This window comes from Isoptericola sp. NPDC019571 (genome assembly GCF_044389385.1).
Taxonomy (GTDB): Bacteria; Actinomycetota; Actinomycetes; order Actinomycetales; family Cellulomonadaceae; genus Isoptericola; species Isoptericola nanjingensis.
In genome coordinates this window covers 365,053-389,316 of record NZ_JBIRXZ010000001.1, presented here as the reverse complement: position 1 = coordinate 389,316, position 24,264 = coordinate 365,053, and the positions used below count along the sequence as shown (strand labels likewise).

At 73.8% G+C, this 24,264-nt stretch carries 22 protein-coding genes and 1 tRNA gene; 8 read left to right on the top strand and 15 right to left on the bottom strand.

The window, feature by feature from the left end:
- Nucleotides 1-59: 59 nt before the first annotated feature.
- Entirely contained in the window at nucleotides 60-851 is a 792-nt protein-coding gene (locus tag ACH443_RS01805; protein ID WP_430589306.1) for an NAD-dependent epimerase/dehydratase family protein, read from the bottom strand.
- 220 nt (nucleotides 852-1,071) lie between these two features.
- Between ACH443_RS01805 and ACH443_RS01800 the strand changes: the two genes are divergently transcribed.
- The 5 genes from ACH443_RS01800 (at nucleotide 1,072) to ACH443_RS01780 (ending at nucleotide 6,479) form a co-directional block, all read left to right on the top strand.
- On the top strand, nucleotides 1,072-1,995 hold the full coding sequence (locus ACH443_RS01800; RefSeq protein ID WP_430556472.1) for a LysR substrate-binding domain-containing protein: 924 nt from the start codon (nucleotides 1,072-1,074) through the stop codon (nucleotides 1,993-1,995).
- A gap of 100 nt (nucleotides 1,996-2,095) precedes the next feature.
- Nucleotides 2,096-3,040, top strand: a complete 945-nt coding sequence (locus tag ACH443_RS01795) for a 5-dehydro-4-deoxyglucarate dehydratase (RefSeq protein ID WP_430589305.1) — start codon at nucleotides 2,096-2,098, stop codon at nucleotides 3,038-3,040.
- A 40-nt stretch (nucleotides 3,041-3,080) separates the two neighbouring features.
- Nucleotides 3,081-4,706, top strand: a complete 1,626-nt coding sequence (locus ACH443_RS01790; protein WP_430589304.1) for an aldehyde dehydrogenase (NADP(+)) — start codon at nucleotides 3,081-3,083, stop codon at nucleotides 4,704-4,706.
- Nucleotides 4,703-6,028 carry an enolase C-terminal domain-like protein gene (locus tag ACH443_RS01785; protein WP_430589303.1) on the top strand — a complete coding sequence of 442 codons (1,326 nt, stop codon included), beginning with the start codon at nucleotides 4,703-4,705 and terminating at the stop codon, nucleotides 6,026-6,028. The genes ACH443_RS01790 and ACH443_RS01785 overlap by 4 nt, the downstream gene beginning before the upstream one ends.
- 106 nt (nucleotides 6,029-6,134) lie before the next feature.
- Entirely contained in the window at nucleotides 6,135-6,479 is a 345-nt protein-coding gene (locus ACH443_RS01780; RefSeq protein ID WP_430589302.1) for a hypothetical protein, read from the top strand.
- A gap of 79 nt (nucleotides 6,480-6,558) precedes the next feature.
- Here the strand turns inward: ACH443_RS01780 and ACH443_RS01775 are convergent, their stop codons facing one another.
- Nucleotides 6,559-6,765, bottom strand: a complete 207-nt coding sequence (locus ACH443_RS01775; RefSeq protein ID WP_430556467.1) for a hypothetical protein — start codon at nucleotides 6,763-6,765, stop codon at nucleotides 6,559-6,561.
- Nucleotides 6,766-7,059: 294 nt separating this feature from the next.
- A tRNA-Thr gene (locus ACH443_RS01770) sits at nucleotides 7,060-7,132 on the bottom strand.
- 126 nt (nucleotides 7,133-7,258) lie between these two features.
- On the opposite strand from ACH443_RS01770, the gene ACH443_RS01765 reads away from it, so the two are divergent.
- Nucleotides 7,259-8,185 carry a PrsW family glutamic-type intramembrane protease gene (locus tag ACH443_RS01765; protein WP_429765882.1) on the top strand — a complete coding sequence of 309 codons (927 nt, stop codon included), beginning with the start codon at nucleotides 7,259-7,261 and terminating at the stop codon, nucleotides 8,183-8,185.
- Here the strand turns inward: ACH443_RS01765 and ACH443_RS01760 are convergent.
- From ACH443_RS01760 to tmk, 5 genes are all read right to left on the bottom strand, one after another.
- On the bottom strand, nucleotides 8,140-9,750 hold the full coding sequence (locus ACH443_RS01760; protein ID WP_430556466.1) for an alpha/beta hydrolase: 1,611 nt from the start codon (nucleotides 9,748-9,750) through the stop codon (nucleotides 8,140-8,142). The two genes, ACH443_RS01765 and ACH443_RS01760, sit on opposite strands and share 46 nt — an antisense overlap.
- Before the next feature lie 41 nt (nucleotides 9,751-9,791).
- Nucleotides 9,792-10,376 carry a hypothetical protein gene (locus ACH443_RS01755; protein WP_430556465.1) on the bottom strand — a complete coding sequence of 195 codons (585 nt, stop codon included), beginning with the start codon at nucleotides 10,374-10,376 and terminating at the stop codon, nucleotides 9,792-9,794.
- Complete coding sequence (locus tag ACH443_RS01750) at nucleotides 10,373-12,067, bottom strand: enoyl-CoA hydratase-related protein (RefSeq protein ID WP_430589301.1); 1,695 nt, start codon at nucleotides 12,065-12,067, stop codon at nucleotides 10,373-10,375. The genes ACH443_RS01755 and ACH443_RS01750 overlap by 4 nt, the downstream gene beginning before the upstream one ends.
- A gap of 108 nt (nucleotides 12,068-12,175) precedes the next feature.
- Entirely contained in the window at nucleotides 12,176-13,327 is a 1,152-nt protein-coding gene (locus ACH443_RS01745; protein WP_430589300.1) for a DNA polymerase III subunit delta', read from the bottom strand.
- Nucleotides 13,324-13,992 (bottom strand): dTMP kinase, encoded by a 669-nt coding sequence (tmk, locus tag ACH443_RS01740; protein WP_430589299.1) that lies wholly within the window; start codon nucleotides 13,990-13,992, stop codon nucleotides 13,324-13,326. Before tmk ends, ACH443_RS01745 begins: the two co-directional genes overlap by 4 nt.
- A gap of 102 nt (nucleotides 13,993-14,094) precedes the next feature.
- Between tmk and ACH443_RS01735 the strand changes: the two genes are divergently transcribed.
- Complete coding sequence (locus ACH443_RS01735; protein WP_429765893.1) at nucleotides 14,095-14,511, top strand: pyridoxamine 5'-phosphate oxidase family protein; 417 nt, start codon at nucleotides 14,095-14,097, stop codon at nucleotides 14,509-14,511.
- An 18-nt stretch (nucleotides 14,512-14,529) separates the two neighbouring features.
- On the opposite strand, the gene ACH443_RS01730 is transcribed toward ACH443_RS01735, so the two are convergent.
- Together ACH443_RS01730 and ACH443_RS01725 are read right to left on the bottom strand one after the other, a co-directional pair.
- A complete protein-coding gene (locus ACH443_RS01730; protein ID WP_429765895.1) occupies nucleotides 14,530-15,591 on the bottom strand; it encodes a Gfo/Idh/MocA family protein in 1,062 nt (353 codons plus the stop codon).
- Between the two features lie 109 nt (nucleotides 15,592-15,700).
- Nucleotides 15,701-16,159: a MarR family winged helix-turn-helix transcriptional regulator gene (locus tag ACH443_RS01725; RefSeq protein WP_429765896.1), complete on the bottom strand. Its 459-nt coding sequence runs from the start codon at nucleotides 16,157-16,159 to the stop codon at nucleotides 15,701-15,703.
- Nucleotides 16,160-16,231: 72 nt separating this feature from the next.
- Here ACH443_RS01725 and ACH443_RS01720 point away from each other — a divergent pair, with 72 nt between their 5' ends.
- A complete protein-coding gene (locus tag ACH443_RS01720; RefSeq protein WP_429736341.1) occupies nucleotides 16,232-16,438 on the top strand; it encodes a hypothetical protein in 207 nt (68 codons plus the stop codon).
- A gap of 22 nt (nucleotides 16,439-16,460) precedes the next feature.
- On the opposite strand, the gene topA is transcribed toward ACH443_RS01720, so the two are convergent.
- The 5 genes from topA to ACH443_RS01695 all read right to left on the bottom strand — a co-directional run bounded on the left by topA (nucleotide 16,461) and on the right by ACH443_RS01695 (nucleotide 24,264).
- Nucleotides 16,461-19,214, bottom strand: a complete 2,754-nt coding sequence (topA, locus tag ACH443_RS01715) for a type I DNA topoisomerase (RefSeq protein ID WP_430589298.1) — start codon at nucleotides 19,212-19,214, stop codon at nucleotides 16,461-16,463.
- Between the two features lie 134 nt (nucleotides 19,215-19,348).
- On the bottom strand, nucleotides 19,349-20,332 hold the full coding sequence (locus ACH443_RS01710; protein ID WP_430589297.1) for a phosphatase PAP2 family protein: 984 nt from the start codon (nucleotides 20,330-20,332) through the stop codon (nucleotides 19,349-19,351).
- A gap of 62 nt (nucleotides 20,333-20,394) precedes the next feature.
- Entirely contained in the window at nucleotides 20,395-21,990 is a 1,596-nt protein-coding gene (locus ACH443_RS01705) for an Ig-like domain repeat protein (protein ID WP_430589296.1), read from the bottom strand.
- 181 nt (nucleotides 21,991-22,171) lie between these two features.
- Entirely contained in the window at nucleotides 22,172-23,209 is a 1,038-nt protein-coding gene (locus ACH443_RS01700) for an ABC transporter ATP-binding protein (RefSeq protein ID WP_430589295.1), read from the bottom strand.
- A complete protein-coding gene (locus ACH443_RS01695) occupies nucleotides 23,206-24,264 on the bottom strand; it encodes an ABC transporter permease (protein WP_430589294.1) in 1,059 nt (352 codons plus the stop codon). Before ACH443_RS01695 ends, ACH443_RS01700 begins: the two co-directional genes overlap by 4 nt.

Below are 24,264 nucleotides of genomic sequence, written 5' to 3'. Positions count from 1 at the left end.
GCGGTCGGTCGCCCCGTGATCATCGATCAGGTCCCACGGGTAGGCGCAGAAAGTCGCAGTCACCAGGCCACCCCGAGCGGGTGGGCGCCGTCGGCGAAGGCGCCGCCGATGAGGCCGTTCCCCGCGTCGCCCGGGTGCGGGATCGCGCCCGCGTGCCGCTCCGCGTCGTCATGCGGTTCGAAGCCGATGGCACGGCCCGGCGCGTGGGAGAACCAGGCTCGGGTGTTGCGCGAGATCGCCCACACGGGGTGGGCACCCGGGACGTCGTGCCCTGCCGCGGCCTCGATGAGGCGTACGAGGTCAGGCAGCGAGAGCCACGTAGCCAGAGACCGCAGCGAGGTCGGCACCGATTCGACGGTGCCGATGCGAGCCAGCGTCAGGACGAGATCGTGGCGGTCGGCGTACGCCGAGGCAAGGCCCTCCATGGCAAGCTTGCTCACACCGTAGAGCGAGTCCGGACGGGGCGGGAGCGCCTCAATCGGTTCGTCCGGGACTGGCCAGAACCCCACCACATGTGTCGAGCTGGCGATCAGACCATGTCGCACCTTCTCTTCGACCATCGCCTCGAGCACGGTCCTGGTGCCCTCGACGTTCACCCGCGCGATTTCCGACCATGACCGTTCACGGCTGAACCCGCCCAAGTGGACCACCATGTCCACCCCGCGGACAGCCCGCCGCACGGCGTCGGCGTCGGTCAGGTCTGCCAGGACCTCCGTCTCGCCTGGCTGCGGATCGACCGGGAGGACGTCGAGGAGGACGATGTCGGCACCTCGGTCACGCAAGAGGGGACGAATCCCACGGGCCGCTGCGCCCGCACCCCCCGTGATGAGGTATCGCCTCCGAGTGGTCATCTCCGGACTCCTCACGTCGTCGAGCGGAGGTCTGCGACCGGCGCCCGCCAGATGGGTCGCAGTTCGTCCCACGGGACCGAGCGCCTCCAGACCACGCGGTCCGATCACCGCGGCCTCCGGTCGGGCGTCGACTCTAGGACCCCATACGATGCCAGTCCAACCCCCAAAGGACATTGCCTGATCCAGGAAATGCATCACGCGACGATGTAGGAGCAGCAGCATGTACACGTTCGAACAGGTCCGGTGCTTCGTCGCCGTGGCTGAGGAGCTGCACTTCGGCCGCGCGGCCGCGCGGCTGAACATGACCCAGCCGCCGCTGAGCCGCCAGATCCAGAAGCTCGAGAAGGCGATCGGCGTCTCACTTCTGGATCGCGACAACCGGCACGTGCAGCTGACCATGGCGGGAGACGTGTTCCTCACCGAATGCCGACGGTTGCTTGTGGCGGCCGACGGCGCGCCGGCGCTGGCCCGGCGGATCGCGGCAGGGAGGGCTGGCATGATCCGGCTCGGTTTTACGGCCGCCACCGGCTTCAGCCTGCTCGGCACCCTGGTGCAGCAAATCGGCGAGCTCCTGCCGGACGTGGACCTGGACCTCCAGGAACTCGTGACGAGCGAGCAGATCGAGTCGATCCGGCGCGGAGAGCTGGACCTCGCCCTGGGGCGCCTGCCGTTCGATCCCGCAGAGTTCGACTCTCGTCTGCTCTTGTCGGAGGATCTCGTGCTGGTGGTGCCTGACGGGCACCCGCTCGCCGCGCTGCATCGACCCGTTCGGACACCTGACCTCCGCGACGTGCCGCTGATCGGGCACGACCCGATCAAGGCGCGCTACTTCTACGACATGGTGGTGCGCTACGTCGATGTCGAGCACGTCAACGTGGTGCATGTCGTGAGTCAGATCCTAACGATGTGCTCGCTGGTGGGCGCGGGCCGGGGCGTCGCATTCGTCCCGGAGTCGGTCCGCCGGCTCGACCCTCCGGGCGTGAGCTTCGTCGGGCTCGCGGACGTGCCGGACGGGATCGTCGAGTTGCATGCCATCTGGGATCGCAGCTCCCGCAACCCGGCGCTCCACGAGCTCCTGAGATCGCTTGGATCCGCGTCGCGACCGCGCGGCACTGCGTCAGACCGAACCACGATGCCTGATTAGCATGAATTGATGCCAATAGAGGCTTGGACAAGCATCGTCAGAGCTTCCTAGGTTGACCGTCGACGGACCTGTCACCGCCGACGTCTGACCAGGAGGGCCAGTGACCACGTACTCACCCGCGGAGCTCGCCGACACACTGAAGGAGGGCCTGCTGTCGTTCCCCGTCACCCCGTTCACCGCGGACGGCGAGGTCGACGCGGTCCGGTACGCCGAGCACATCGCGTGGCAGACGAGCTTCGGGATCGGCGGGCTGTTCGCCGCCGGCGGCACGGGCGAGGGCTTCAGCCTCACGCCGGCCGAGACCGCGCGCGTGGTGGCGCTCGCCGTCGAGGCGGCCGACGGCGCGACGCCGGTGCTCGGCAGCGCCGCCGGCAACACGGCACAGGCCGTCGGCAACGCGCGCGCGGCCGAGGAGGCCGGCGCCGAGGGCGTCCTGCTGCTGCCCCCCTACCTCACGGAGTGCGACCAGGAGGGCCTGCTCGCGCACGCGTCGGCCGTCTGCTCGGCCACGGGCGTGGGCGTCATCGTGTACAACCGCGCGAACGCCGTGTACTCCGCGGAGACGGTGGCGCGGCTCGCCGAGCGGCACGACAACTTCATCGGGTTCAAGGACGCCCTCGGCGACATCGAGCAGCTCACGCGTGTGGTCGCCACCAACGGCGACCGCTTGTTCTACCTCGGCGGGCTGCCCACCGCGGAGACGTTCGCGCTGCCGCTGCTGCAGCTCGGCCTGAGCACCTACTCCTCGGCGATGTACAACTTCGTGCCCGAGTTCGCGCTCGAGTTCTACCGCGACGTGCGGGCCTACGACCGCGCCGCCGTCACCGAGAAGCTCACGCGGTTCGTGCTGCCGTACCTCGACATCCGCGACCGCGTGAAGGGCTACGGCGTCTCGATCGTCAAGGGCGGCCTGCGCGCCGTCGGCCGCGACATGGGCTCCGTCCGCCCGCCCCTGCAGGACCTCGGACCGCGCGACCTCGACGACCTCGCCGCGCTGATCGACGCCGCGCAGGTCCGGTCCGCCCCCGCCGCGCTCGCCCGCTGACCCCGCCGACGACATCCGCCGACGACACAGGAGGCACTCCATGACCACCACCGCCGTCCTCACCGGCCACTCGATCGTCGCCGGGGAGCCGCTGGAGGGCACCGCCGGCACGGCCGTGGCCCATGACCCGGCCACCGACGCACCGCTCGAGCCCGCCTACTCACTCCTCTCCGTCGACCAGCTCGCGCACGCCACGGCCGCCGCGGAGGAGGCCGTCGCGTCCTTCTCCGCGCTCGCCCCCGAGCCGCACGCCCGCTTCCTCGACCGCGTCGCCGAGAACCTGGAGGCCGCCCGCCCTGCGATCGTCGCGCGGGCGATGCGGGAGACCGGCCTGCCCGAGGCCCGGCTGACGGGCGAGCTCGCCCGCACCACGGGGCAGCTGCGCCTGTTCGCCGCCGTCGTGCGCCAGGGCGACCACCGCGGCGTCCGTGTCGACCCGGCCCGGCCGGACCGCACGCCCCTGCCGCGGGCCGACATCCGCCAGCGCCAGGTCCCCGTGGGCCCGGTCGCCGTGTTCGGCGCCAGCAACTTCCCGCTCGCGTTCTCCGTCGCCGGCGGGGACACGGCCTCGGCGCTGGCCGCGGGCTGCCCGGTGATCGTCAAGGCGCACGGCGCGCACCCGGGCACCGGCGAGCTGGTGGGCCGCGCCGTCGCCGACGCCGTCGCCGCCGAGGGGCTGCACCCCGGCGTCTTCTCCCTGGTCTACGGCCCGGGCGCGCAGGTGGGCCGGGCGCTCGTGAGCGACCCCGTGGTCCGGGCCGTCGGGTTCACCGGCTCCCGCTCCGGCGGTCTCGCGCTCGTCGCCGCGGCCGCCTCCCGCCCCGTGCCGATCCCCGTCTACGCCGAGATGAGCTCGGTCAACCCCGTGATCGTGCTGCCTGGCGCGCTCGACCCGGACGGAGGCGCCGACGTCGACGCCCTCGCCGCGGCGTACCTGGCGTCGGTGACCGGGTCGTCCGGCCAGCTCTGCACGGCACCCGGCATCGTCCTCGTGCCGCGCTCCGCGCACGGCGACGCGTTCGTCGACGCCGTCCGCCGGGCCGCCGAGGCCGCCGCCGGGCAGACCATGCTCACCGCCGGCATCGCGCGGGCGTGGCAGGACGGCGTGGACGCCCTCGCCGCGCAGGACGGCGTCGCCGTCGCCGGTACCGGCGCCCCGGGCGCCACGCGCAACGCGCCCGCGCCGTCCGTCTTCGTCGCCGACGTCGCCACCTTCCTCGCCAACCCGGTGCTGGAGGACGAGATCTTCGGCGCCGCGTCCCTGGTCGTCCGGTACGGCGACGACGACGAGCTGCTCGCCGCCGTCGGCCGCCTGGAGGGGCAGCTCACCGCGACCCTGCACCTCACCGAGGCCGACCGCGCCACCGCCGTCCGACTGCTGCCCGCGCTGGAGCGCACGGCCGGGCGCATCCTCGCGAACGGCTGGCCCACGGGCGTCGAGGTGGGCCATGCGATGGTGCACGGCGGCCCCTTCCCCGCGACCTCGGACGGGCGCACGACATCCGTCGGGACGCTGGCGATCGAGCGGTTCCTGCGGCCCGTCGCCTACCAGGACCTGCCGGAGTTCCTGCTGCCGGAGCCCGTACGGCCTGACAACCCGTGGCGCCTGACGCGCCGCGTCGACGGCGTGCTCCGGCCCGCCGCCGGTGCGGAGGAGGTCCGATGAGCGCCCCGACCGTCGCCCGCGTGCAGGTCGTGCCCGTCGCGGGGCACGACTCCATGCTGCTCAACCTGTCCGGCGCGCACGCGCCGTTCTTCACCCGCAACGTCGTGGTCGTCGAGGACTCCGAGGGCCGGACCGGGCTGGGCGAGGTGCCGGGCGGCGAGAAGATCCGCGCGACGGTCGAGGAGGCCGCGGCCCTCGTCGTCGGCCGGCCGGTCGCACGGTTCCGGTCCGTGCTGCGTGGCGTCTCGGCCAGGTTCGCCGGCCGGGACGCGGGCGGGCGCGGGAACCAGACCTTCGACCTGCGCACCACCGTGCACGCCGTCACCGGGCTGGAGTCCGCCCTGCTCGACCTGCACGGGCAGGCCCTCGGCGTCCCGGTGGCCGAGCTGCTCGGCGAGGGGCAGCAGCGCGACGCCGTCCCGATGCTCGGCTACCTGTTCTACGTGGGCGACCCGGACGCCACCGACCTGCCCTACCTGCGCGAGCCCGACGGGCCCGACGCCTGGTCCCGGCTGCGCCGCGAGGCCGCCACGACGCCCGAGGCCGTCGTGCGGCTCGCCGAGGCCGCGCGGGAGCGCTACGGCTTCCGCGACTTCAAGCTCAAGGGCGGCGTGCAGGCCGGCGACGCGGAGGTCGACGCCGTCGTCGCGCTCAAGGAGCGGTTCCCCGACGCCCGGATCACGCTCGACCCGAACGGCGGCTGGCTGCTGGACGACGCCGTCCGGCTCGGGCGCCGGATGCGGGGCGTCGTCGCGTACGCCGAGGACCCGTGCGGCGCCGAGGGCCGGTTCTCCGGCCGCGAGGTGATGGCCGAGTTCCGGCGCGCCACCGGGCTGTCGACGGCGACCAACATGATCGCCACCGACTGGCGCGAGCTGGGGCACGCGATCCGGTCCGACGCCGTCGACATCCCGCTCGCCGACCCGCACTTCTGGACCATGGCCGGGTCCGTCCGCGTCGCGCAGCTGTGCCACGAGCTCGGCCTCACGTGGGGCTCGCACTCCAACAACCACTTCGACGTCTCGCTGGCCATGTTCACGCACGTGGGCGCCGCGGCGCCCGGCGAGATCACCGCGCTCGACACCCACTGGATCTGGCAGGACGGCCAGGGCCTCACCACCGACCCGCTGCGCATCGTCGACGGCGAGATCCGGGTGCCGACCACCCCCGGGCTCGGCGTCGAGCTCGACCCCGACCGCCTGGCCGAGGCGCACGAGCTGTACCGCGAGCACCGGCTGGGCTCGCGGGACGACGCCGTCGCGATGCAGTACCTCGTGCCGGGCTGGGAGTTCGACCCGAAGCGGCCCTGCCTCGTGCGGTAGGGGTCTCGCCCTGCTCGTCCCGGTGGGGTATCAGACGGCCGTCGCGCGCGTCGTTCCAAGCAGGGGCCGGTGCGCCCGGCCCGACGCACCACCGAGGAGCCCTCCGATGTCCGCGATCGACGCATCCGCCACCGCCGCGACGACGGCCGCCCCGGCGTCGTCGGCCCCCGTCCCGGCGCCCGTCCCCACCCCGTCCGCGCCGCCCGCGCCCGTGGTCTCGGGCGGGACCGGGCACGCCACGGTGTCGCCCCGGCTGCGCACCTACGCGTACGTCGTCGCGCTCGTCGTCGGCGCGCTCGCCACCGCCGCGTCCACCATCACCGCCGCCGTGGCGCCGGACGCCGCGCAGACCGTCACCGCCGTCGGCGGCGCCGTCGCCGGCCTGTTCGCCACCCTCTCCGGCGGCCTCGGCACGGTTTACCGTCCGACGTCGTCGCACGGGACGCCCTGACCCTGGCACGGCGGCGCCCCGCGGCACGACCTCTGCGTCGCGCCGCCGGTCGCGTCGATCCCCTCGCGCGGGTCCGCGGTCAGCGGTCCTCGCACTCGGGACACTGGGCGGAGAGCTCCTCCACCACGTCCTCGTGCCCCCTGCACGGGAGGTGCCACCCGGTGTTGGCGATGATCGTGTGGCTGGCGGCGCTGCTGGAGCCGGGCTCCGCATGCACCACCGCCGCCGCGATCCCCTGACCGCACACCAGGCACCTGGTCGACGCCACGAATTTCACCGTGGCCATGCTCCTACCGTCGCTCCGGGCCGCGATGCCCGCACCCTGGCCAGGTTCGCCCCTGACTCAGCGAGCCTCGATTCATGGCGGGGGATCGGGACCGCATCTGGAGGGATCGGACGACGCCGCAGGACAGGGGGCGGGACGACCTGGCCGACCCGGTGCTCGCACCTTCACGACCGAGCGGGGCCTCCACCTCGGCGTCCTCGACGGGAGGAACAGCGGCACGACGAGCGCCGCCATCCCGCGTGTGACGGGACGACGAAGGCCCGGAACCGCGAGGTTCCGGGCCTTCGTGACCTGAGCCGCCTATCAGAATCGAACTGATGACCTATTCATTACGAGTGAATCGCTCTACCGACTGAGCTAAGGCGGCGTGCCGTGCGCCGGTGCGGAACCGGATCAACGAGCGCGCCTACAGTACCTGACGCCCGGGCCCGGCTCCAAAACGGCCGGCCGGTTCCGCGCGACAGCACGCGCTGACCTCCGCATACTCGTGCCCATGCAGCCCACGACGTCGCAGAGCACCGTCATCACCACAGGCCGAGGGTGGTGGTGGAAGACCCTCGTCCTCGGCATCCTGCTGTGGGCCGTCACCGCCGCCGTGACGTTCAGCACGCAGAACTCGAACCTCATCCCGACGGTGATCCTGCTCGGCAGCTTCCTCGTCCCGTTCAGCGTGGTGCTGTTCGTCGTCGAGAAGGCCCACGGCTCGATCGACATCATGCTGCTGCTGGGCGCGTTCTTCTTCGGCGGCATCTTCGGCGTGCTGGGCGCGTCGATCCTGGAGTCGCACCTGTCGCCCTCGGTGTGGATCTACGTGGGCGTGGGCGCGATCGAGGAGGCCGTGAAGATCGCGGTGTTCCTGGTGGTCGGCGCCCGGGTGGCGCACAAGACCGGGCTCACGGGAGCGCTGCTCGGCGCGACGGTCGGCGCCGGGTTCGCGGCCTTCGAGTCCGCGGGCTACGCCTTCAACGCGAGCCTCACCCGCCTGGGCCAGATCGACCTGAACTCCCTGCTGCAGACGGAGGCGGTCCGCGGCCTGCTGACGCCGGTGGGCCACGTCCTCTGGACGGCGATCCTGGGCGCGGCGATCTTCGGCGCGGCGTCGGCCGCCGGCAGGTACCGGTTCACCGGCGGCGTCCTGCTCGCCTACCTCACCGTGGTCGCGCTGCACGCCCTGTGGGACTCGATGGGCTTCATCTCCGCGTACCTCGCGATCAAGGTCACCGGCGGGGTGCACTACGAGCTCGCGTACGGCCAGCTGCTGCCCGCCGCGGCCGACAACGCCTCCACCTGGTCGACCGTGTTCTACGTGGTCGGGCTGGTCGTCATCTCCGCGCTCGGCGTGCTGGCCCTGCGGCACTGGTCGCGCACGGGCGCTCAGCAGGTCGCGCCGTCGGCCGGCACCTCGCCGTCCACGAGGTAGGACTCGACGGCGTCGGCCACGCACGTCCGGGACGGCTGGTACGCCGTGTGCCCCTCGCCCTCGTAGGTGAGCAGCACCCCGGAGTCGAGGGTGCTCGCCAGGCCCTCGGCCCAGACGTACGGGGTGGCAGGGTCGTTGGTGGTGCCGACGACGAGGATCGGCGCGGCACCCTTCGCGTGCAGGTCGAACTCCTGCTTCACCTGCGGGTACTCCGCGCCGGCGCAGGTCAGCCCGCCGTAGCCGAAGAACGAGCCCATCGTCGGCGCGTCCTTCTCGATGGCGGCGGCGTCCGCCCGCATCTGCTCGACGTCGGTGGTGGCCCGGTCGTCGAGGCAGCTCACGGCGCGCATCGCCTCCTCCGAGTTGGTGGCGTAGCTCCCGTCCGCGTTCCGGTCGAAGTACTGGTCGGAGAGGTAGAGCAGCGCGTTGCCCGTGCCCTGGTTGATCGCCTCGTCCAGGGCCTGGGTGAGCGCGGGCCAGCTGCCCTGGTTGTAGAGGGTGACGGCGATGCCGTAGAACGCGAGGCTCTGCGTGACCGTGCGGCCGGAGCTCGACGTCTCGTACGGCCGCTCGTAGGCATGGTCCAGCACCTGCCGGATCTGCCGCATGCCGTCGTCCACCGCACCGGTGAGCGGACAGCTCGCGCCCGCCTGGCAGTCCTGCACGTACGCCCGCAGGGCGTTCTCGAAGCCGACGGCCTGCCCGTGGGAGATCTCCTCCGAGCTGAGCGTGGTGTCGATCGCGCCGTCGAGCACGAGGCGGCCGGCGCGGTCCGGGAACAGCCCCGCGTACGTCGCGCCGAGCTGGGTGCCGTAGGAGAACCCGAGGTAGTTCAGGGCGTCGTCGCCGAGCACCGCGCGCAGCATGTCCATGTCGCGCGCCGCGCTCTGCGTGTCCACGTGGCCGAGCACCTCGCCCGAGTTCTCGGCGCACGCGCCGTTCCACGCCTCGTACTCCTCCTGCATCGCCTGCAGCCCGGCGTCGGTGCTGCGGTCGAAGTCCTTGGCCAACGACTCGTCCTTGCGGGCGTCGTCGAAGCACGCCACGGGCGTGGAGCGCTGCACGCCGCGCGGGTCGAAGCCGACGATGTCGAACGCGTCCTGCAGCCGCTTGCCGAAGATCGACCCGTCGGACTGGGCGTCGCTCTGCACGAAGTCGACGCCCGACGCGCCCGGCCCGCCGGGGTTCACCAGGAGCGAGCCCTCCGGGTCCTTGCCGTCCGCCGGGTTGCGCACCAGGGACAGCTCGATGCTGCCCGCGTCCGCGTCCTGCCAGGAGAGCGGAGCCGACGCCGTCGCGCACTGCAGGCCGTCCTCGCAGTCCTCCCACTCGAGCGCCTGCCCGTAGTACTGCTCGAACCCGTCCGGCGCCTGCGACGCCGCCGGGCCGGAGGCCGAGCCCACCGGCGACTGCTCCTTGGCGGGCGCCGTGCACCCGGCGAGCAGCACCGCCCCGGCGACGACGACGGACAGGCCGCGCACGGCGGAACGAAGACGCCTCGTGCGGCGGAGGCTCGGGCGGGGGGTGGTGCGGCGGGCGGTCGGGCGGCGCTCGTCGGAGATCACTCGCCCAACCTACCGTCGCCGCAGACCCTGCCCCGACGCGCTCAGCCCGCGGCCGGGACCCAGGCCACCGGGCCCGCGGTGGCGTCCTTCGCACGCGGCGACACCTCGACCTCGCCCAGGTCGCCGAGGCGCACGGTCACGGGCGTCCCCGCGTCGGCGTCCGGCGGGACGGCGACGGCGCTCGTCGTCGGGGCGTAGTCCATCGTGCACGGGCCCGGCTCCGGCTCGACCATGCCGACGACGACCGCCTCGTGCGCGTCGTCCCAGCCTGCCTCGGCCTCGGCCAGGCGCGGGCACGTGCTCGACCCGTACGTCACGACCAGCAGCACGCCGGGCGTGGGCGACCAGGCGACGCCGGCGGGGCTGTCGAACGTCCCCTCCGCGCCCTCGGGCAGGCCGCGCGCGTGCTCCCCGGGCGCCGGCGCGGCCGCGCCGTCGGACGGTGCCGGGCTGACCGACGGGCTGGGCGACGGGCTCGACGACGGCGACGCCGGGGCGGGCGACCCGGACGTCGGCCCGCTTCCCGGCGAACCACCGGACGCGCAGGCCGTCACGAGCACGGCGAGAGCGGCCGCGGCGCCCACCAGCAGCGGGCCACGGAGAGCGCGGAGGGGGCGAGCCGTCACGGGGCGACCGTCTCGCGGACGTCCGTGAAACGCAACCGCTCCGGCGTCTCCTGCGGGGCCGCCTTGCGCAGGAAGTCCCGCCGCTTGGCCGCGAAGCCGCGCCGGTCGTCGAAGATGTCCCGCGCCATCTCGGCGAGCTCGATGGTCCGGTAGTACGACAGCGGGCGACGGGGTGCACGCACCTGGGCGGCCGCGGCGGCCTCCGCGCGGCCCTCCGGCGTCGCCAGCGCGGCGGCGCGATCGGCCAGCCACCCGGCGAACCGCTCCGGGTCGCGTGGGCCCACGGCGTCCACCAGGCCGGTCCGCGCCGCCTCCGCGACCGACACCGGCAGCTTGTCGCTGAGCAGCCGGTCGGCGTCGACCTCGCCGAGCCGGGACGCGACGGTCCACGTGTGCAGCTCGGAGCCGAAGATCCCCATGTCGTAGTAGGGGTTGAGCACCACGCCGTCGCGCGCGACGACGACGTCCGCGCACAGGCCCGCCATCACGCCGCCGGCCCCGGCGTTCGCGGTGAACGCGGCCACGGTGAGCTGGTCGGCCGAGGCGATCGCCTCGCACAGGTCGTCGATGGCGCGGATGTTGGCCCACGCCTCCGCGGCCGGGTCGACGGCCGCCTCGATCGCGCCCAGGTGGATGCCGTTGGAGAACGCGTGCTCGGTGCCGCGCACCACCAGCACCCGGGTGTCCTCCGTGAGCGCCTTCTCCACGGCCGTGGTCAGCCGGCGGCACTGGGCGGTGTGCATGGCGCCGCTGTACGACCGGATCGTGAGGTAGCCGACGTCGCCGTCGCGCTCGTACACGGACTCCGCGAGGGCGGCCGGCGCCGGGCGGAAGGGCACCCCGGCGACGTCGAGCACCCACGACGCGGGCAGCTTGGTGCCGCGCTTCTCGGCCAGGGTCGCGGCGTACCCGACCCACAGCGTGCCGTCACCGGTGGCGATCGCCACGGCGTCCTCGTCGCGCCCCACCACCGTGCCGGGGGCGGCCAGCGGGTCCACCGGCTCGGGGACGGCCACGGCGTCGAACAGGCAGAAGCGCGCGCCCTGCAGGGTCACGGGGGCGCCGGGCGCGCCGTCGGCCGCGGCGATCGTGCGCGCCAGCTCGGCGGCGGGGCGGGACAGGTCGAGCTCGAACGCGGCCCGGCGCAGCAGCGGCAGCTCGCCCGTGCCCGGCACCTCCCGCTCGAGGCGGTCGGCGGGCGTCGGCTCCTCCCCCGCCGCGACCTTGCGCAGCACCTCCTCGACGCACGCGAGCGCGGCGTCCGCCACGAGCCCGTTGTACAGGGCGCTCTTGGCGATCGGCGCCTGCTGACCCGTGGGCAGCGCGAACGTCGACGTCGCCCACACGGGGCCGGCGTCCATCTCCTCCACCGTGGACAGGGCGGTCACGCCCCAGCGGTCGCGGCCGTCGAGGATCGCGTGGTCCAGGGAGGAGGGGCCGCGGTCCCCCACGGGGCCCGGGTGCACGACGACGGTGGTCCACCGCCGCCACACGTCCTCGGGCACGCGGTGCTTGAGGAAGGGCGCGAGGACCAGGTCCGGGCCGATCTCCTCGACCCGCGCCGTCAGCTCCTCCGGCGAGCCGAATGCCGGCGCCAGCTCGACGCCCACGTCGTGGCCCCGGTCCGCCAGGTGCCCCCACACGCGCTGCGTGAGCCCGTTGAACGCCGAGACGAGCAGCAGGATCCTCATGCCAACCCCCAGTCTGGTCGCGGGGCCACCATGGCCCCCGCCGCGGAACACCTCACCGCATGAAGGGGTGATGAGGCAACTGTCGCCGCAGGGACACGCGCGGGGTGGTCAGCCCTGGGGGCGGAGCGCGACGGCCATCGCCTCGAGCGCCAGGAGCGGCGCCACGTTGCCCTCGAGCCGCTCGCGGGCGACGCCGATCGCGTCCATCCGGCGGATCGTCTGCTCGGGCGTCGAGTCCGCCGCGAGCGCGCGCACGGAGCCGTCGTGCTCGGCGTTCACGAGCTCGACCGTGGCGCCCAGCTGCACCACGAGCACGTCCCGGTACAGGGACAGCAGGTCCACCATCGACCGGTCGAGCACGTCGCGCTGCCGACGCGTGGCGCGCCGCTTCTGGTCGTCCTCGAGCTGCTTGAGCTGCGAGCGCAGCCGGGGCGGCAGGGTGTCGCCGTCCTGCACGCCGAGGGCGCGCATCAGCTCCGCCTTCTCGACGGCGTCGCGCTCGGCGGTGGCCGCCACGGCCTCGGCCTTCGCGACGTCCACGAGCTCCCCCGCCGCGAGGACGGCGTCCCCGACGCCGCGGATGCGCCGCGCGATCTGGAGGACGGCGTCACGGCGCTCGCGCGCGTCGGCGTCGCGGGCGAGGCGCCGCGCCAGACCGACGTGCGACTGCGCGGCGCGGGCGGCCGTGAGCGCGACCGCCGGGTCGACGCCGTCGCGGCGCACCAGCAGGTCCGCCACGTCCCGGGCCGGCGGCACCCGCAGCACGACGCCGCGGCAGCGGGAGCGGATGGTGGGCAGCACGTCCTGCGCGCTCGGGGCGCACAGCACCCAGACGGTGTGCGGCGGGGGTTCCTCGATCGCCTTGAGCAGCACGTTCGTGGTGCGCTCGGCCATCCGGTCCGCGTCCTCGACGACGATCACGCGGTACCGGCCGGACGACGGCGTCCGCGCCGCGGTCATGATGAGGTCGCGCACCTCGTCGATGGTGATGACGACCTTGTCCGTGGCGACGACCGTGAGGTCCGGGTGCGTGCCGGCGAGCGTCGTCGTGCAGGCGTGACACCTCCCGCAGCCGCCGGTCTCGCCGTCGGTGCCGGTGCACTGCAGCGCGGCGGCGAACGCCCGCGCCGCGACCGACCGGCCCGAGCCGGGCGGGCCGGTGAGCAGCCACGCGTGCGTCATCGCGGCCGGTTCCGTGGCCGCGCGGAGCAGGGTGGCGACGGCGTCCGGCTGCCCGACGACGTCGTCCCACACGCTCACTCGAGGCCCTCCCCCGACGACGCGGCCTCTTCGACCACGGGCGTGAGGTCGAGCCGGGCGGCGACGTCGACGCGCACCTGCGCCTGCACGTCGTCCAGGCTCGCCGAGGCGTCCACCACGACCCAGCGCTCGGGGTCGGCGGCGGCCCGCCGCAGGAACGTGTCGCGGGTGCGGCGGTGGAACTCGTCCCCCGCGCTCTCCAGCCGGTCCGGCTCGCCCGACAACCGGGCGGCCCCGACCAGCGGGTCGAGGTCCAGCAGCACGGTGACGTCGGGGAGCAGGTCGGCCGTGGCCCACAGGGAGAGCGCCTCGATCTCCTCCTCCGACAGTTCCCGGCCTCCGGCCTGGTACGCCACCGAGGAGTCGAGGTAGCGGTCGGTCACCACGACGGCCCCGCGCCCGAGCGCCGGCCGCACCACCGTGGCGACGTGGTGGGCACGGTCCGCCGCGTACAGCAGGGCCTCCGTGCGCGGGTCCAGGTCCTCGCCGTGCAGCACCTCCCGGCGCAGCGTGGCCCCCAGGTCCGTGCCGCCCGGCTCGCGCGTCACGACCACCTCACGGCCGGTGACCTCGTGCAGCCAGTCGCCCAGCAGGCGCACGTGCGTGGTCTTGCCGGCGCCGTCGCCGCCCTCGAACGAGACGAAGTACCCGGGTGCGCTGCTCACTCCCGACACCCTAGCCGTGACCGACGACACCGCCGCCCGCCGTAGCGCCCGGCTCGGTGCGGGGGCACGATGGCAGTGATCCCTCGACACGCAGGAGGTTCGATGTCCACCCAGCCGCAACCCTCCCAGACCGTGCTCAGCGAGGAAGAGTGCTGGGCGCTGCTCGCCGGGCAGAAGACCGGCCGGCTGGCCACGTCGGTGGCCGGCGAGCCCGAGATCTTCCCCGTGAGCTTCGCGGTCGCCGGCCAGCGCATCTTCCTGCGCACCCAGCCCGGCACCAAGCTCGCCGAGGTGACGATCAGCCCCCGCGTCGCGTTCGAGGCCGACGAGATCGGCGACGACGGGGCGTGGAGCGTCGTGGTCAAGGGCCGCGCGCAGGTCCTCGAGCGGGAGGAGGACCTGGAGGAGGCCCGCGCGACCGGACTCGTCAGCTACCTCGAGGACGGCAAGACCATCTGGGTCCGCATCACGCCGAGCGAGGTCTCCGGCCGCCGTCTGGTGCCGGGCGACCTGCGCTGACGGGCGCGAGCCCCCCGGTCACTCCCCCGGGTAGACGACGCCCACCTGGCGACGGACGTCGTCCATGGTGCGCATGACCTCGAGCGTGCCGTCCCACGACATCCGCGGGCTCTCGACGTCCCCCGCCGCGATCCGGCGGGCCACCTCGGCCGCCTGGTACTGCTTGCCCTCGCCGCGGAAGCCGTCGTACGCCCAGGTGGCGCCGTCGTGCCTCTCGACGGTGAACGAGGTGGGCGCGTAGAACGTGCGCGCCACCTCGATGCGCCCCTCGGTGCCCGAGATCACGGCCGTGTTGGCGGTGCGCGCCCACAGCGTGGTGGACAGCGTGGCCTGCGTGCCGCCGGGGTAGCCGAGCACCATGCCGATCTGGCCGTCGACGCCCGTCTCGGTGAGCGCGCCGACGGCGGTCACGGTCTCGGGCGCGCCGAGCAGGTCCTGCGCGAAGGAGACGGGGTAGACGCCGAGGTCCAGCAGCGCGCCGCCGGCCAGCCCGGGCGCGTAGAGCCGGTGGGCCGGGTCGAAGGGGAACTGCTGGCCGTGGTCGGCGATCACGCCGACGACGCGGCCGATCTCGCCGCGCGCGATCACGCCCCGCAGCGCCGCAACGTGCGGCAGGAACCGCGTCCACATCGCCTCCATGACGAAGACGCCGGCCTCGCGGGCGGCGTCGAGCACCTCGCGCGCCTGCGCCGCGTCCTGGGTGAAGGCCTTCTCGACGAGCACGTGCTTGCCCGCGCGGATCGCCAGCAGCGCGTGCTCATGGTGGTGCGAGTGCGGCGTCGCGACGTACACGACGTCGACGTCGGGGTCGGTCACCAGGGCGTCGTAGTCGCCGTGCGCCCGGGCGCCCGGGGCGTGCGCGGCGGCGAACGCCTCCGCCTTGGCGACGTCGCGCGAGCCCACCGCGACGACGGCCGCCGCCGTGTGCTGCCGGACGCCGTCGGAGAACGACCCGGCGATGTTGCCGGCGCCGAGCACGCCCCAGCGCACGGCCGGCGCGGTCCGCGGGTCGGGCACCGTCCCGGCGAGGTCGTCGGTGGTGAGGCCGGGCGCGAACGAGGCAGGTGTGACGTCGGTCATGGCCGACACGGTACCCGCCGGGGCGCGAGGTCGAGGCGAGCGCTCGAAGTCGATGTCACGGACTTCGACCTCGAGCCTCCCGCCTCGACCTCGGCGGGGCGTCTCGATCTCATGCGGGGGCGCCGAGCGACGCCGCGACCACCCGGTTCGCGACGTCGCGCACCTGCTCCAGCTCGACCAGGCTCAGCCCGCTCGCCGCGACCACCTTCGCCGGCACCTCCTCCGCCCGGTCCCGCAGCGCGCGGCCGGGGGTGGTGAGGTGCAGCTCGACGACGCGCGCGTCGCCGGAGCCGCGGCGCCGCTCCAGCAGCCCCTGGCGCTCCAGCCGCTTGAGCAGCGGCGAGAGGGTGCCCGGGTCGAGCAGGAGCCGCGCGCTCAGCCCGGTGACCGTCGTCGTCGCGCCGGCGCGGTCGTCCTGCCACAGCCCGAGCATCACGAGGTACTGCGGGTGGGTGAGACCCAGCGGCTCGAGGATCGGGCGGTAGATCGACACCATCGCCCGGGCGGCCGCGGAGAGCGAGAAGCACACCTGCGCCTCGAGGCGCAGCGGGTCGGCGGGCAGGTCCATGCGCCCACCCTACGGTTCGACATATAGTTGGCGCACCAATGGTTGGCCCGCCAAGTTTTGCGAGGGAGTGTCATGGCACGCCGCGAGGACGACGACCGGACCTGGGGCATGAAGGTCACGGAGAGCCTGCTGCGGTTCTTCGGGCCCGCGTCCATCCGGCGCACGCCGCCGATCCCGCCGAGCGCGGAGGACCTGGCCCGGGACGCCGCGCTCCGCAGCTCGCTGCAGCGCGTCACGCGCCCCGACGGCCACGTGTACCTCGTCGAGCGCAAGGACTGACCCCCGCCCTCGTGGCGGGGCGCTACTTCTTGGCGGTGGACTTCTTCGCCGCGGGCTTCTTCGCGGCCGGCTTGCGCGTCGTCGTGCGCTTCTTGGCCGGGCCGGCGGCCCGCTTCTCCGCCAGGAGCTCGATCGCCCGCTCGGGCGTGATGCTCTCGGGCGTCAGGTCGCGAGGCAGCGTCCGGTTGGTCTCGCCGTCGGTGACGTACGCGCCGAAGCGGCCGTCCTTGACCACGATCGGCTTGCCGCTCGTCGGGTCCTCGCCCAGCTCGCGCAGCGGCGGGGTGGCCGCGCGGGCGCCCCGGCCGCGCTTGGGCTCGGCGTAGATCTTCAGCGCCTCGTCCAGCGTGATCGTGAAGAGCTGCTCCTCCGACGCGATGGTCCGCGAGTCCGTGCCCTTCTTGAGGTACGGGCCGTAGCGGCCGTTCTGCGCGGTGATCTCGTCGCCCGACTCCGGGTCGGTGCCGACCACGCGCGGCAGCGACAGGATCTTCAGGGCGTCGTCGATCGTCACCGTCTCGAGCGTCATCGACTTCAGCAGCGACCCGGTGCGCGGCTTCGGCTGCGCGGCCTTCGCCTTCTTCTGCGCCGCCGCTGACAGGCTCGGGTCGATCTCCGGCAGGTCGAGCACCTCGGTCACGTACGGGCCGTAGCGGCCGTTCTTCGCGATGATCTCGGTCCCGGACACCGGGTCGGTGCCGAGCACCTTGCCGTCCTCCGCGCCCGCGGCCAGGAGCTCGCGAGCCTTCGCCACCGTGAGCTCGTCGGGGGCGACGTCGTCGGGGATGGACGCGCGCGGCGGGTTCTCCCCCTCCGCCACCTCGGCGCCCAGGTCCTCGACGTACGGGCCGTACCGGCCCACGCGCACGCGGATGCCCTCACCGATCTCGACCGAGTTGATCGCCACGGGGTCGATCTCGCCGAGGTTCTCCACCAGCTCGTGCAGGCCCCAGCCGGTGCTGTCGCCCGAGCCGTCGCCGAAGTAGAACCGCGTCAGCCACGCCACGCGGTCGCGGCTGCCCGACGCGATCTGGTCGAGGTCGGCCTCCATCTCGGCCGTGAAGTCGTAGTCGACCAGCCAGCGGAAGTGCTCCTCGAGCAGCCTCACGACGGCGAACGCGAGCCACGTCGGCACCAGCGCCTGGCCCTTGGTGCGCACGTAGCCGCGGTCCTGGACCGTCGAGATCGTCGCCGCGTACGTGGAGGGGCGGCCGATGCCGAGCTCCTCCAGCGCCTTGACCAGCGACGCCTCGGTGTAGCGGGCGGGCGGGGTGGTCGAGTGCCCCTCGGCGGCGAGGTCGTCGCCGCGCAGCGGGTCGCCCTCGGCCATGCGCGGCAGCCGCGCGTCCTTGCCCGACGCGCCGGCGCCGTCGCCCTCGGCGACGTCCGTGCCCTCCTCGTACGCGGCCAGGAAGCCGCGGAAGGTGATGACGGTGCCGGACGCCGAGAACACGGCGTCGCGGCCCGCGAGCCCGCCCGCGGCGTCGGCCAGCGAGGCCGCGAGGCGCACGGACGCCGTCGACCCCTTGGCGTCGGCCATCTGCGAGGCCACGGTGCGCTTCCAGATCAGCTCGTACAGCTTGAACTGGTCGCCGGAGATCTCGCGGGCCACCTGGGCGGGGGTGCGGAACGAGTCGCCCGCGGGGCGGATCGCCTCGTGCGCCTCCTGCGCGCCCTTGTTCTTGGAGGCGTACAGGCGCGGGGCGCCCGGCACGTACTCCGGGCCGTACAGCTCGGCCGCCTGCCGGCGCGCGGCGTCGGTCGCCTCCGCGGACAGCGACGGCGAGTCGGTCCGCATGTAGGTGATGTAGCCGTTCTCGTACAGCGCCTGCGCGGTGCGCATCGCCTGGCGCGCGCTCATGCGGAGCTTGCGGCCGGCCTCCTGCTGCATCGTCGAGGTGGTGAAGGGGGCGGCAGGCTTGCGGGAGTACGGCTTGGTCTCGAGCGACCGGACGGCGAAGGCGGCGTCCGCGAGGCCCGCGACGACGGCGCGCGCCGACGCCTCGTCGAGCTGGACCACACCGGTGCGCACCTTGAGGCGGCCGCGGTCGTCGAAGTCCCGGCCGGACGCCACGCGGTCGGCCCCGAGGCCGGTGAGGCGGGCGCGGAACGCCTGCCCGGCGTCGTCGCCCTCGGTCGGCGCGAACTGCCCGGTGACGTCCCAGTAGTCGGCGGGGACGAACGCCATGCGCTCGCGCTCCCGCTCCACGACGAGCCGCGTCGCGACGGACTGCACGCGGCCCGCGGACAGGCCCTGGCGCACCTTGCGCCACAGCACCGGCGACACCTCGTAGCCGTAGAGGCGGTCGAGGATGCGGCGGGTCTCCTGCGCGTCGACGAGGTCCTCGTCGAGCTCGCGGGTGTTCTCCAGCGCACGCAGGATCGCCTCGCGGGTGATCTCGTGGAACACCATCCGCTTGACCGGCACCTTGGGCTTGAGCTCCTGGATGAGGTGCCAGGCGATGGCCTCGCCCTCGCGGTCCTCATCGGTGGCGAGGTAGAGCTCGTCGGCCTCCTTGAGGGCCTTCTTCAGCTCGCGGACCTTCTGCTTCTTGTCCGCGTGCACCTCGTAGTAGGGGTCGAAGCCGTTGTCGACGTCGACGGCGAACTTGCCGTACGGGCCCTTCTTCATGTCCGTCGGCAGGTCGCGCGGCTGCGGAAGGTCGCGGATGTGCCCGACGCTCGCCTCGACCTCGAAGTCGTCACCGAGGTAGCCCTGGATCTTGCGGGCCTTGGTGGGCGACTCGACGATCACGAGCTTGCGTGGCTGGGGCATCCGTTCCTGCTTTCCCTGGTGCTGCGGCGGTGCGGGCGGCGTGCTGCCGAGGTGGTGATGGTGGCCGGCCGACCGGTCATGTCACGGTACGACATCTGCTCGTCACTTCCCCGACACGGCCGCCGGGCGGCACTCTACCGAGACGTGCGGCGGGGCTGCGCGGTGAGCTGGCGGAGCACGAGCAGCGCCGCGAACGCCGCCGCGGTCACCGCGAGCACGCCCAGGGCGCCCGCCGCGTACGCGGTGAGGTCCGGCGACAGGGGCACCGGGTCGCCGTTCGTGACGAGCCCCACCAGCGTGCCCCCGGAGACGACGACGCCGACCGCCGACGCGGCCAGCAGCAGGCCCGCGACGACGTACGACGCGGGCGCCGCGTACGACCCGCCCGGGCGGCGCGGCTCGTCCGTCGACGACGCGGGCGTGAATGCGCACACGGCGGCCCCCCACGCCAGGACGACGAGCAGCGCGGCGACGACGTCCGACGGGCGGTGCCACTGCCCCACGAGCGTCGAGACGCCGGTGGCCGCCGTGTAGGCGGCCCCGAGGATCGCGACCACCGGTCGCCAGGCCCGCGGCGTGACGAGCAGCAGCGCGACCGACACCGACGCCGCGACGGTGGTGTGCCCGCTGGGCAGCGTGTTGGGCCCGGTCCACCCGGGCAGCAGCTCGGGCCGGTCGAGGACGCCGTGCTTGAGCACCTGCGTCGTGACGTTCGCACCGCCCACGAGCACCGCGACCTGCAGCGCCAGCGCCCAGCGGCGCCGCACCAGGGCGACGAGCATCGCCGCCCCGACCCCCGCCACGACGAAGGCCACGGAGACGACGTCGAGCACCGGCTCGGCGACGCGCCACAGGCGACCCTGGCCGTGCGTGGCGCCGAGGAACGCGAGCTCGTCGACCCGCTGTCCGGCCGTGGTGCCGACGAAGAGCCGCCAGGTGAGCCACACCCCGAACGCGGCGAGGACGGCGACCACCGCGGCCGCGACCCGCGGCGCGGTCCGCGCCTGCGGGACGGCCCGCGGTCCGCGCCACGCGCCGACCGGCAGGATCGGCGCACCGACGCCCGCCGTCCCCTGCGAGGGGGTCGGCGGCGTCTGAGGGCGCGTCTCCGTGAGCACGGGACCACGCTACCGACTCCGGTGTGTCGGAAACGTATGCGCGGGGTGGGGACCTCTCAGCGCTACGGGGCGGTGTGCCGCAGGGTGACCGTGTTGGAGAAGACCTGGCGGACGTTGGGGTCCTTGGGGATGTACTCGACCTTGATGAAGGACTTCCCGGGCGAGCCCGCCAGCAGCACCCCGGGCACCCGGATGGTCCGCCGCCCGTCGTCGACCTTCCACGACCAGTTGGTCCAGCAGCCGGCCCACCTGGAGTGGCGCGACTGCGGGTCGCGCGTCCAGAGGCACAGCCGGCCCCGCTCCGGGAGGCCCGCCGTCGTGACCGTGACGGTCGCGCGGACCGACCGCCGGTCCGACCAGTCGGCGGGGAAGGACCGACGGTCCATGCGGAAGGTGACCTTCGGCCGCGCCTCGGCGACCTTCTGGCTCCAGGACCGCTGCGACCGCTCGAAGGTGGACGGCCCGACGTACTTGACCACCATGGACTGCCTGTCGCCGTCGTGCGGTTCCACCCGGGTGGCGGGGACGTACAGGGACGCCTTCCCCTTGGCGAGCGTGCCGGTGCGCAGCTTCTTGCCGTACGACCACAGCTCGACCCGGCCCGTCGGCGTGGCGCCGGGCGACGAGACCGTCACAGCGATCCGACGCCCCTTGCCGTAGGTCCACGTCCTCCCGGTCGACACCGCGACGGACGTGGCGCGCGGGCGGACGTCGACCTGGTACGACCGGCTCTTCTGCTCGTACTCCGGCGCCCCGTTGAACCGGACCACCAAGGGGTTGTTGCCGAGCGGGAGTCTGCTCGCCGGGAAGCGGAGCGTCGCGCGGCCGTCGGACAGGGTCGCCGAGGTCAGGATGTCGTCCATGTCGCGCTCCACGTAGACGCGACCCTCCGGGGTCCCGTGCGACGACGTCACACGGACCGGGATGACGACCTGCGAGGTGACCCGCACGGCGGAGGGCACGGTCGCACTCACCGTCACCGGCTTGCGCCTGGCGTAGACGCCGACGGTCCAGCTCGACACGTGCGCCCCCGTCGGGCTCGTGTGCGTCAGCTTGAGGTTCGTGCCGCCGCTCACCTCCGTGCCGTCGAGGGCGAAGGTGGCGACGCCGTCCACCAGCGTCGCGGACCGTTCGGGGCCGCCTTCCTCGAAGACGACGCCCACGGTTCCGTCGCGCGGCTCGTCGGTACCGGTGAGGTCGAACCGGAGGTCGTGCTCGTCGCCGTAGTACCACGACGCCGCACCCAGGACCGGGGTCGCGGGTGTGGCGACCTCGAACTCGACGGAGTCGGACGAGGTGTACCGGAGCTGCCCGGTCTCAGGGTCGACCGCGGCGGGCGTCTCGAGGTGCCGTACCTCGACCGTGTGCCGACCTGACTGGAGGTACATGCTCGGGATCACGATGGTGGCGCGCCCGTCCGTCAACGGGGCACGCCAGCGGTACGCGGCGTGGCCGTCCTCTAGCCACGCGACGTACCCGGTTCCCGGCGCACCGTCGCGCGTCACGTCCACGTCGATGGTGACGTCCTGGCCCGCCCACCACCGCTCGGCGGCGGGTGCGATGACCGTGCTGTCCTGCTCGACGTCGGCCACGGCCGTCGGCACCGCCAGCCCGGTCGACACCAGGGCGAGCGTCAGCATCGCGCCGATCGCCCCCATCCTCCGCCGCACTCCTGCGCCCACGCGCACACCACCCTCCGTCGAGACTGCGTGGAACATAGCGGCAGGTCAGGCGCCGATCTAGCCCTCCAAGGGCACCTTTGCCCAGTTTGCCGAACTTCATACGCCCCTGGGGTATCTCGTCGGCGGGCGCAGGCCGCCGCGGGCGGCGACGGAGGGTTCAGCGGGCGAGCTCCGGCGGCAGGCCGGACGGCGCGCCCGCGCCCACCAGGTCGGCGTCGTGCAGGTGGCACGCGACGCGCCGGTCCTCGCCCGTGCTCGGCGGCCCCAGCACGGGGCGCACCTGCCGGCACACATCCATCGCGTGCGGGCAGCGCGGCGCGAAGGGGCAGCCGGCGCCGAGCCGCTGGAGGTCGGGCGGGGCGCCGGGGATGCCGGACAGCTCGCGCCGGGGGCCGTGCAACGGCGGGAACGACCCGAGCAGCCCCGAAGAGTAGGGGTGCCGGGGCCTGCGGTAGACCTCCTGCGCGGTGGCCTCCTCCACGATCTCCCCCGCGTACATGATCGCGATGCGGTCGGCGACCTCGACCAGCAGGGAGACGTCGTGGGTGATGAGCACGACGGAGAACCCGAGCCGGTCGCGCAGCTCCATGATCTGCTCGAGGATCTGCCGCTGCATGACGACGTCGAGCGCCGTCGTCGGCTCGTCCATGAGCAGCACCTGCGGCTCCAGGGCGAGCGCCATCGCGATCATCACGCGCTGCCGCATGCCGCCGGACAGCTGGTGCGGGTACGCGCGGAGGCGGTCGGCGGAGATGCCGACCATCTCGAGCAGCTCCGCGGCCCGCGCCTCGAGGTCCCGGGGCGACAGCCCGGGCCGGTGTGCCCGGATGCCGTCGGTGAGCTGCCGCCCGATCCGGAAGACCGGGTTGAGGGAGCTCATCGCGCCCTGGAACACGATGGCGACGTCGCGCCAGCGGGCGGCGCGCAGCTGCGCGTCGGTGAGGCCGAGGACGTCGCTGCGCCGGCCGTCGCGGTCGGTGAGCCACACCTCCCCGCCGGCGATGAGGCCGGGCGGCGGCAGCAGCCGGGTCGCGGCGTACGCGAGGGTCGACTTGCCGCAGCCCGACTCCCCCGCCAGCCCCAGCACCTCGCCGCGGTGCAGCGTGAGGTCGACGCCGCGCAGCACGTGCGTCGGGTCGTCGCCGAAGCCGTAGTCCACGTGCAGGTCGCGGATCTCCAGCACGGGCTCGCTCATCGTTCCTCCTCGGTGTGCGGTGCGTGGTGCAGGGCGGGGCGCCCGACGTCGCGCACCCCGGGCCCCGTCGGCCTCACCACCGGGGTGAAGCCGACGCGCGGGCGGATGCCGCGGCGGCGCAGGGTGCGGGCGTGCATGCCGGTGCTGCGCAGGCGCGGGTTGACCAGCTCGTCGATGCCGAAGTTGATCAGCGTGAGCGCCATGCCGAGCAGGGCGATGCACAGGCCGGCGGGGACGAACCACCACCACGCGCCGCGCTGCAGCGCCAGGTTGTTCTGGGCCCAGAACAGGATGGTGCCCCAGTTCCACTCGCTCACCGGCGTGATGCCGATGAACGCGAGGGTCACCTGGCTCAGGACGGCGAACGTCACGGTGCCGACGAAGCCCGCCGCGATGATCGCCGTGAGGTTCGGCAGCACCTCGGCCAGCACGATGCGCCACGTGCGCTCGCCCGTGGCCCGCGCGGCCTCGACGAAGTCCCGCTTGCGCAGCGACAGGGTCTGGGCGCGCAGCACGCGCGCGCCCCAGGCCCACCCGGTGACGCCGATGACGAGCGCCACCGTGATGCCGCCGGCGCTGGGCAGCTGCGCCGCGATGATGATGATCAGCGGCAGCTGCGGGATGACGAGGAACACGTTCGACAGCGCCGAGAGCCCCTCGTCGCCGAGGCCGCCGACGAACCCGGCCGTCACGCCGACGATCACGCCGAGCGCGGTGGCCCCGAGCCCGGCGACCAGCCCGACGACGAGCACGCCGCGCGTGCCGACGATGATCTGGGACAGGATGTCGCGCCCGGTGTGGTCGGTGCCGAGCCAGTGCGCGCCGGACGGCGGCTGCAGCAGCGCTGTGCTCACCTGGTCGGGGTCGTAGGGCGCGATCCACGGCCCGACGACGGCAAGGATCCCGAAGAAGACGAGGATCACGATGCCGACGAGCGCCTTGGAGTTGCGCAGGAACAGCAGCCGCCGGCGCCGGCCGGGGCGCGCGACGCCCTGCCCGACGTCGTCGGGCCCCGTGGGTGCCGCGACCTCGATCGCGGTGGTCGATGTGGCCAT

Excerpts from the sequence above, each read along its gene's own strand:
- ACH443_RS01775 (WP_430556467.1), bottom strand. The coding sequence starts at position 6,765 with ATGGCCACGGTGAAATTCGTGGCGTCGACCAGGTGCCTGGTGTGCGGT.
- ACH443_RS01765 (WP_429765882.1), top strand. The coding sequence starts at position 7,259 with ATGCAGCCCACGACGTCGCAGAGCACCGTCATCACCACAGGCCGAGGG.
- ACH443_RS01790 (WP_430589304.1), top strand. The coding sequence starts at position 3,081 with ATGACCACCACCGCCGTCCTCACCGGCCACTCGATCGTCGCCGGGGAG.
- ACH443_RS01750 (WP_430589301.1), bottom strand. The coding sequence starts at position 12,067 with ATGAGGATCCTGCTGCTCGTCTCGGCGTTCAACGGGCTCACGCAGCGC.
- ACH443_RS01785 (WP_430589303.1), top strand. The coding sequence starts at position 4,703 with ATGAGCGCCCCGACCGTCGCCCGCGTGCAGGTCGTGCCCGTCGCGGGG.
- ACH443_RS01780 (WP_430589302.1), top strand. The coding sequence starts at position 6,135 with ATGTCCGCGATCGACGCATCCGCCACCGCCGCGACGACGGCCGCCCCG.
- ACH443_RS01805 (WP_430589306.1), bottom strand. The coding sequence starts at position 851 with ATGACCACTCGGAGGCGATACCTCATCACGGGGGGTGCGGGCGCAGCG.
- ACH443_RS01725 (WP_429765896.1), bottom strand. The coding sequence starts at position 16,159 with ATGGACCTGCCCGCCGACCCGCTGCGCCTCGAGGCGCAGGTGTGCTTC.
- ACH443_RS01800 (WP_430556472.1), top strand. The coding sequence starts at position 1,072 with ATGTACACGTTCGAACAGGTCCGGTGCTTCGTCGCCGTGGCTGAGGAG.
- ACH443_RS01720 (WP_429736341.1), top strand. The coding sequence starts at position 16,232 with ATGGCACGCCGCGAGGACGACGACCGGACCTGGGGCATGAAGGTCACG.
- ACH443_RS01705 (WP_430589296.1), bottom strand. The coding sequence starts at position 21,990 with ATGGGGGCGATCGGCGCGATGCTGACGCTCGCCCTGGTGTCGACCGGG.
- ACH443_RS01695 (WP_430589294.1), bottom strand. The coding sequence starts at position 24,264 with ATGGCCACATCGACCACCGCGATCGAGGTCGCGGCACCCACGGGGCCC.
- ACH443_RS01700 (WP_430589295.1), bottom strand. The coding sequence starts at position 23,209 with ATGAGCGAGCCCGTGCTGGAGATCCGCGACCTGCACGTGGACTACGGC.
- ACH443_RS01735 (WP_429765893.1), top strand. The coding sequence starts at position 14,095 with ATGTCCACCCAGCCGCAACCCTCCCAGACCGTGCTCAGCGAGGAAGAG.
- topA (WP_430589298.1), bottom strand. The coding sequence starts at position 19,214 with ATGCCCCAGCCACGCAAGCTCGTGATCGTCGAGTCGCCCACCAAGGCC.
- ACH443_RS01730 (WP_429765895.1), bottom strand. The coding sequence starts at position 15,591 with ATGACCGACGTCACACCTGCCTCGTTCGCGCCCGGCCTCACCACCGAC.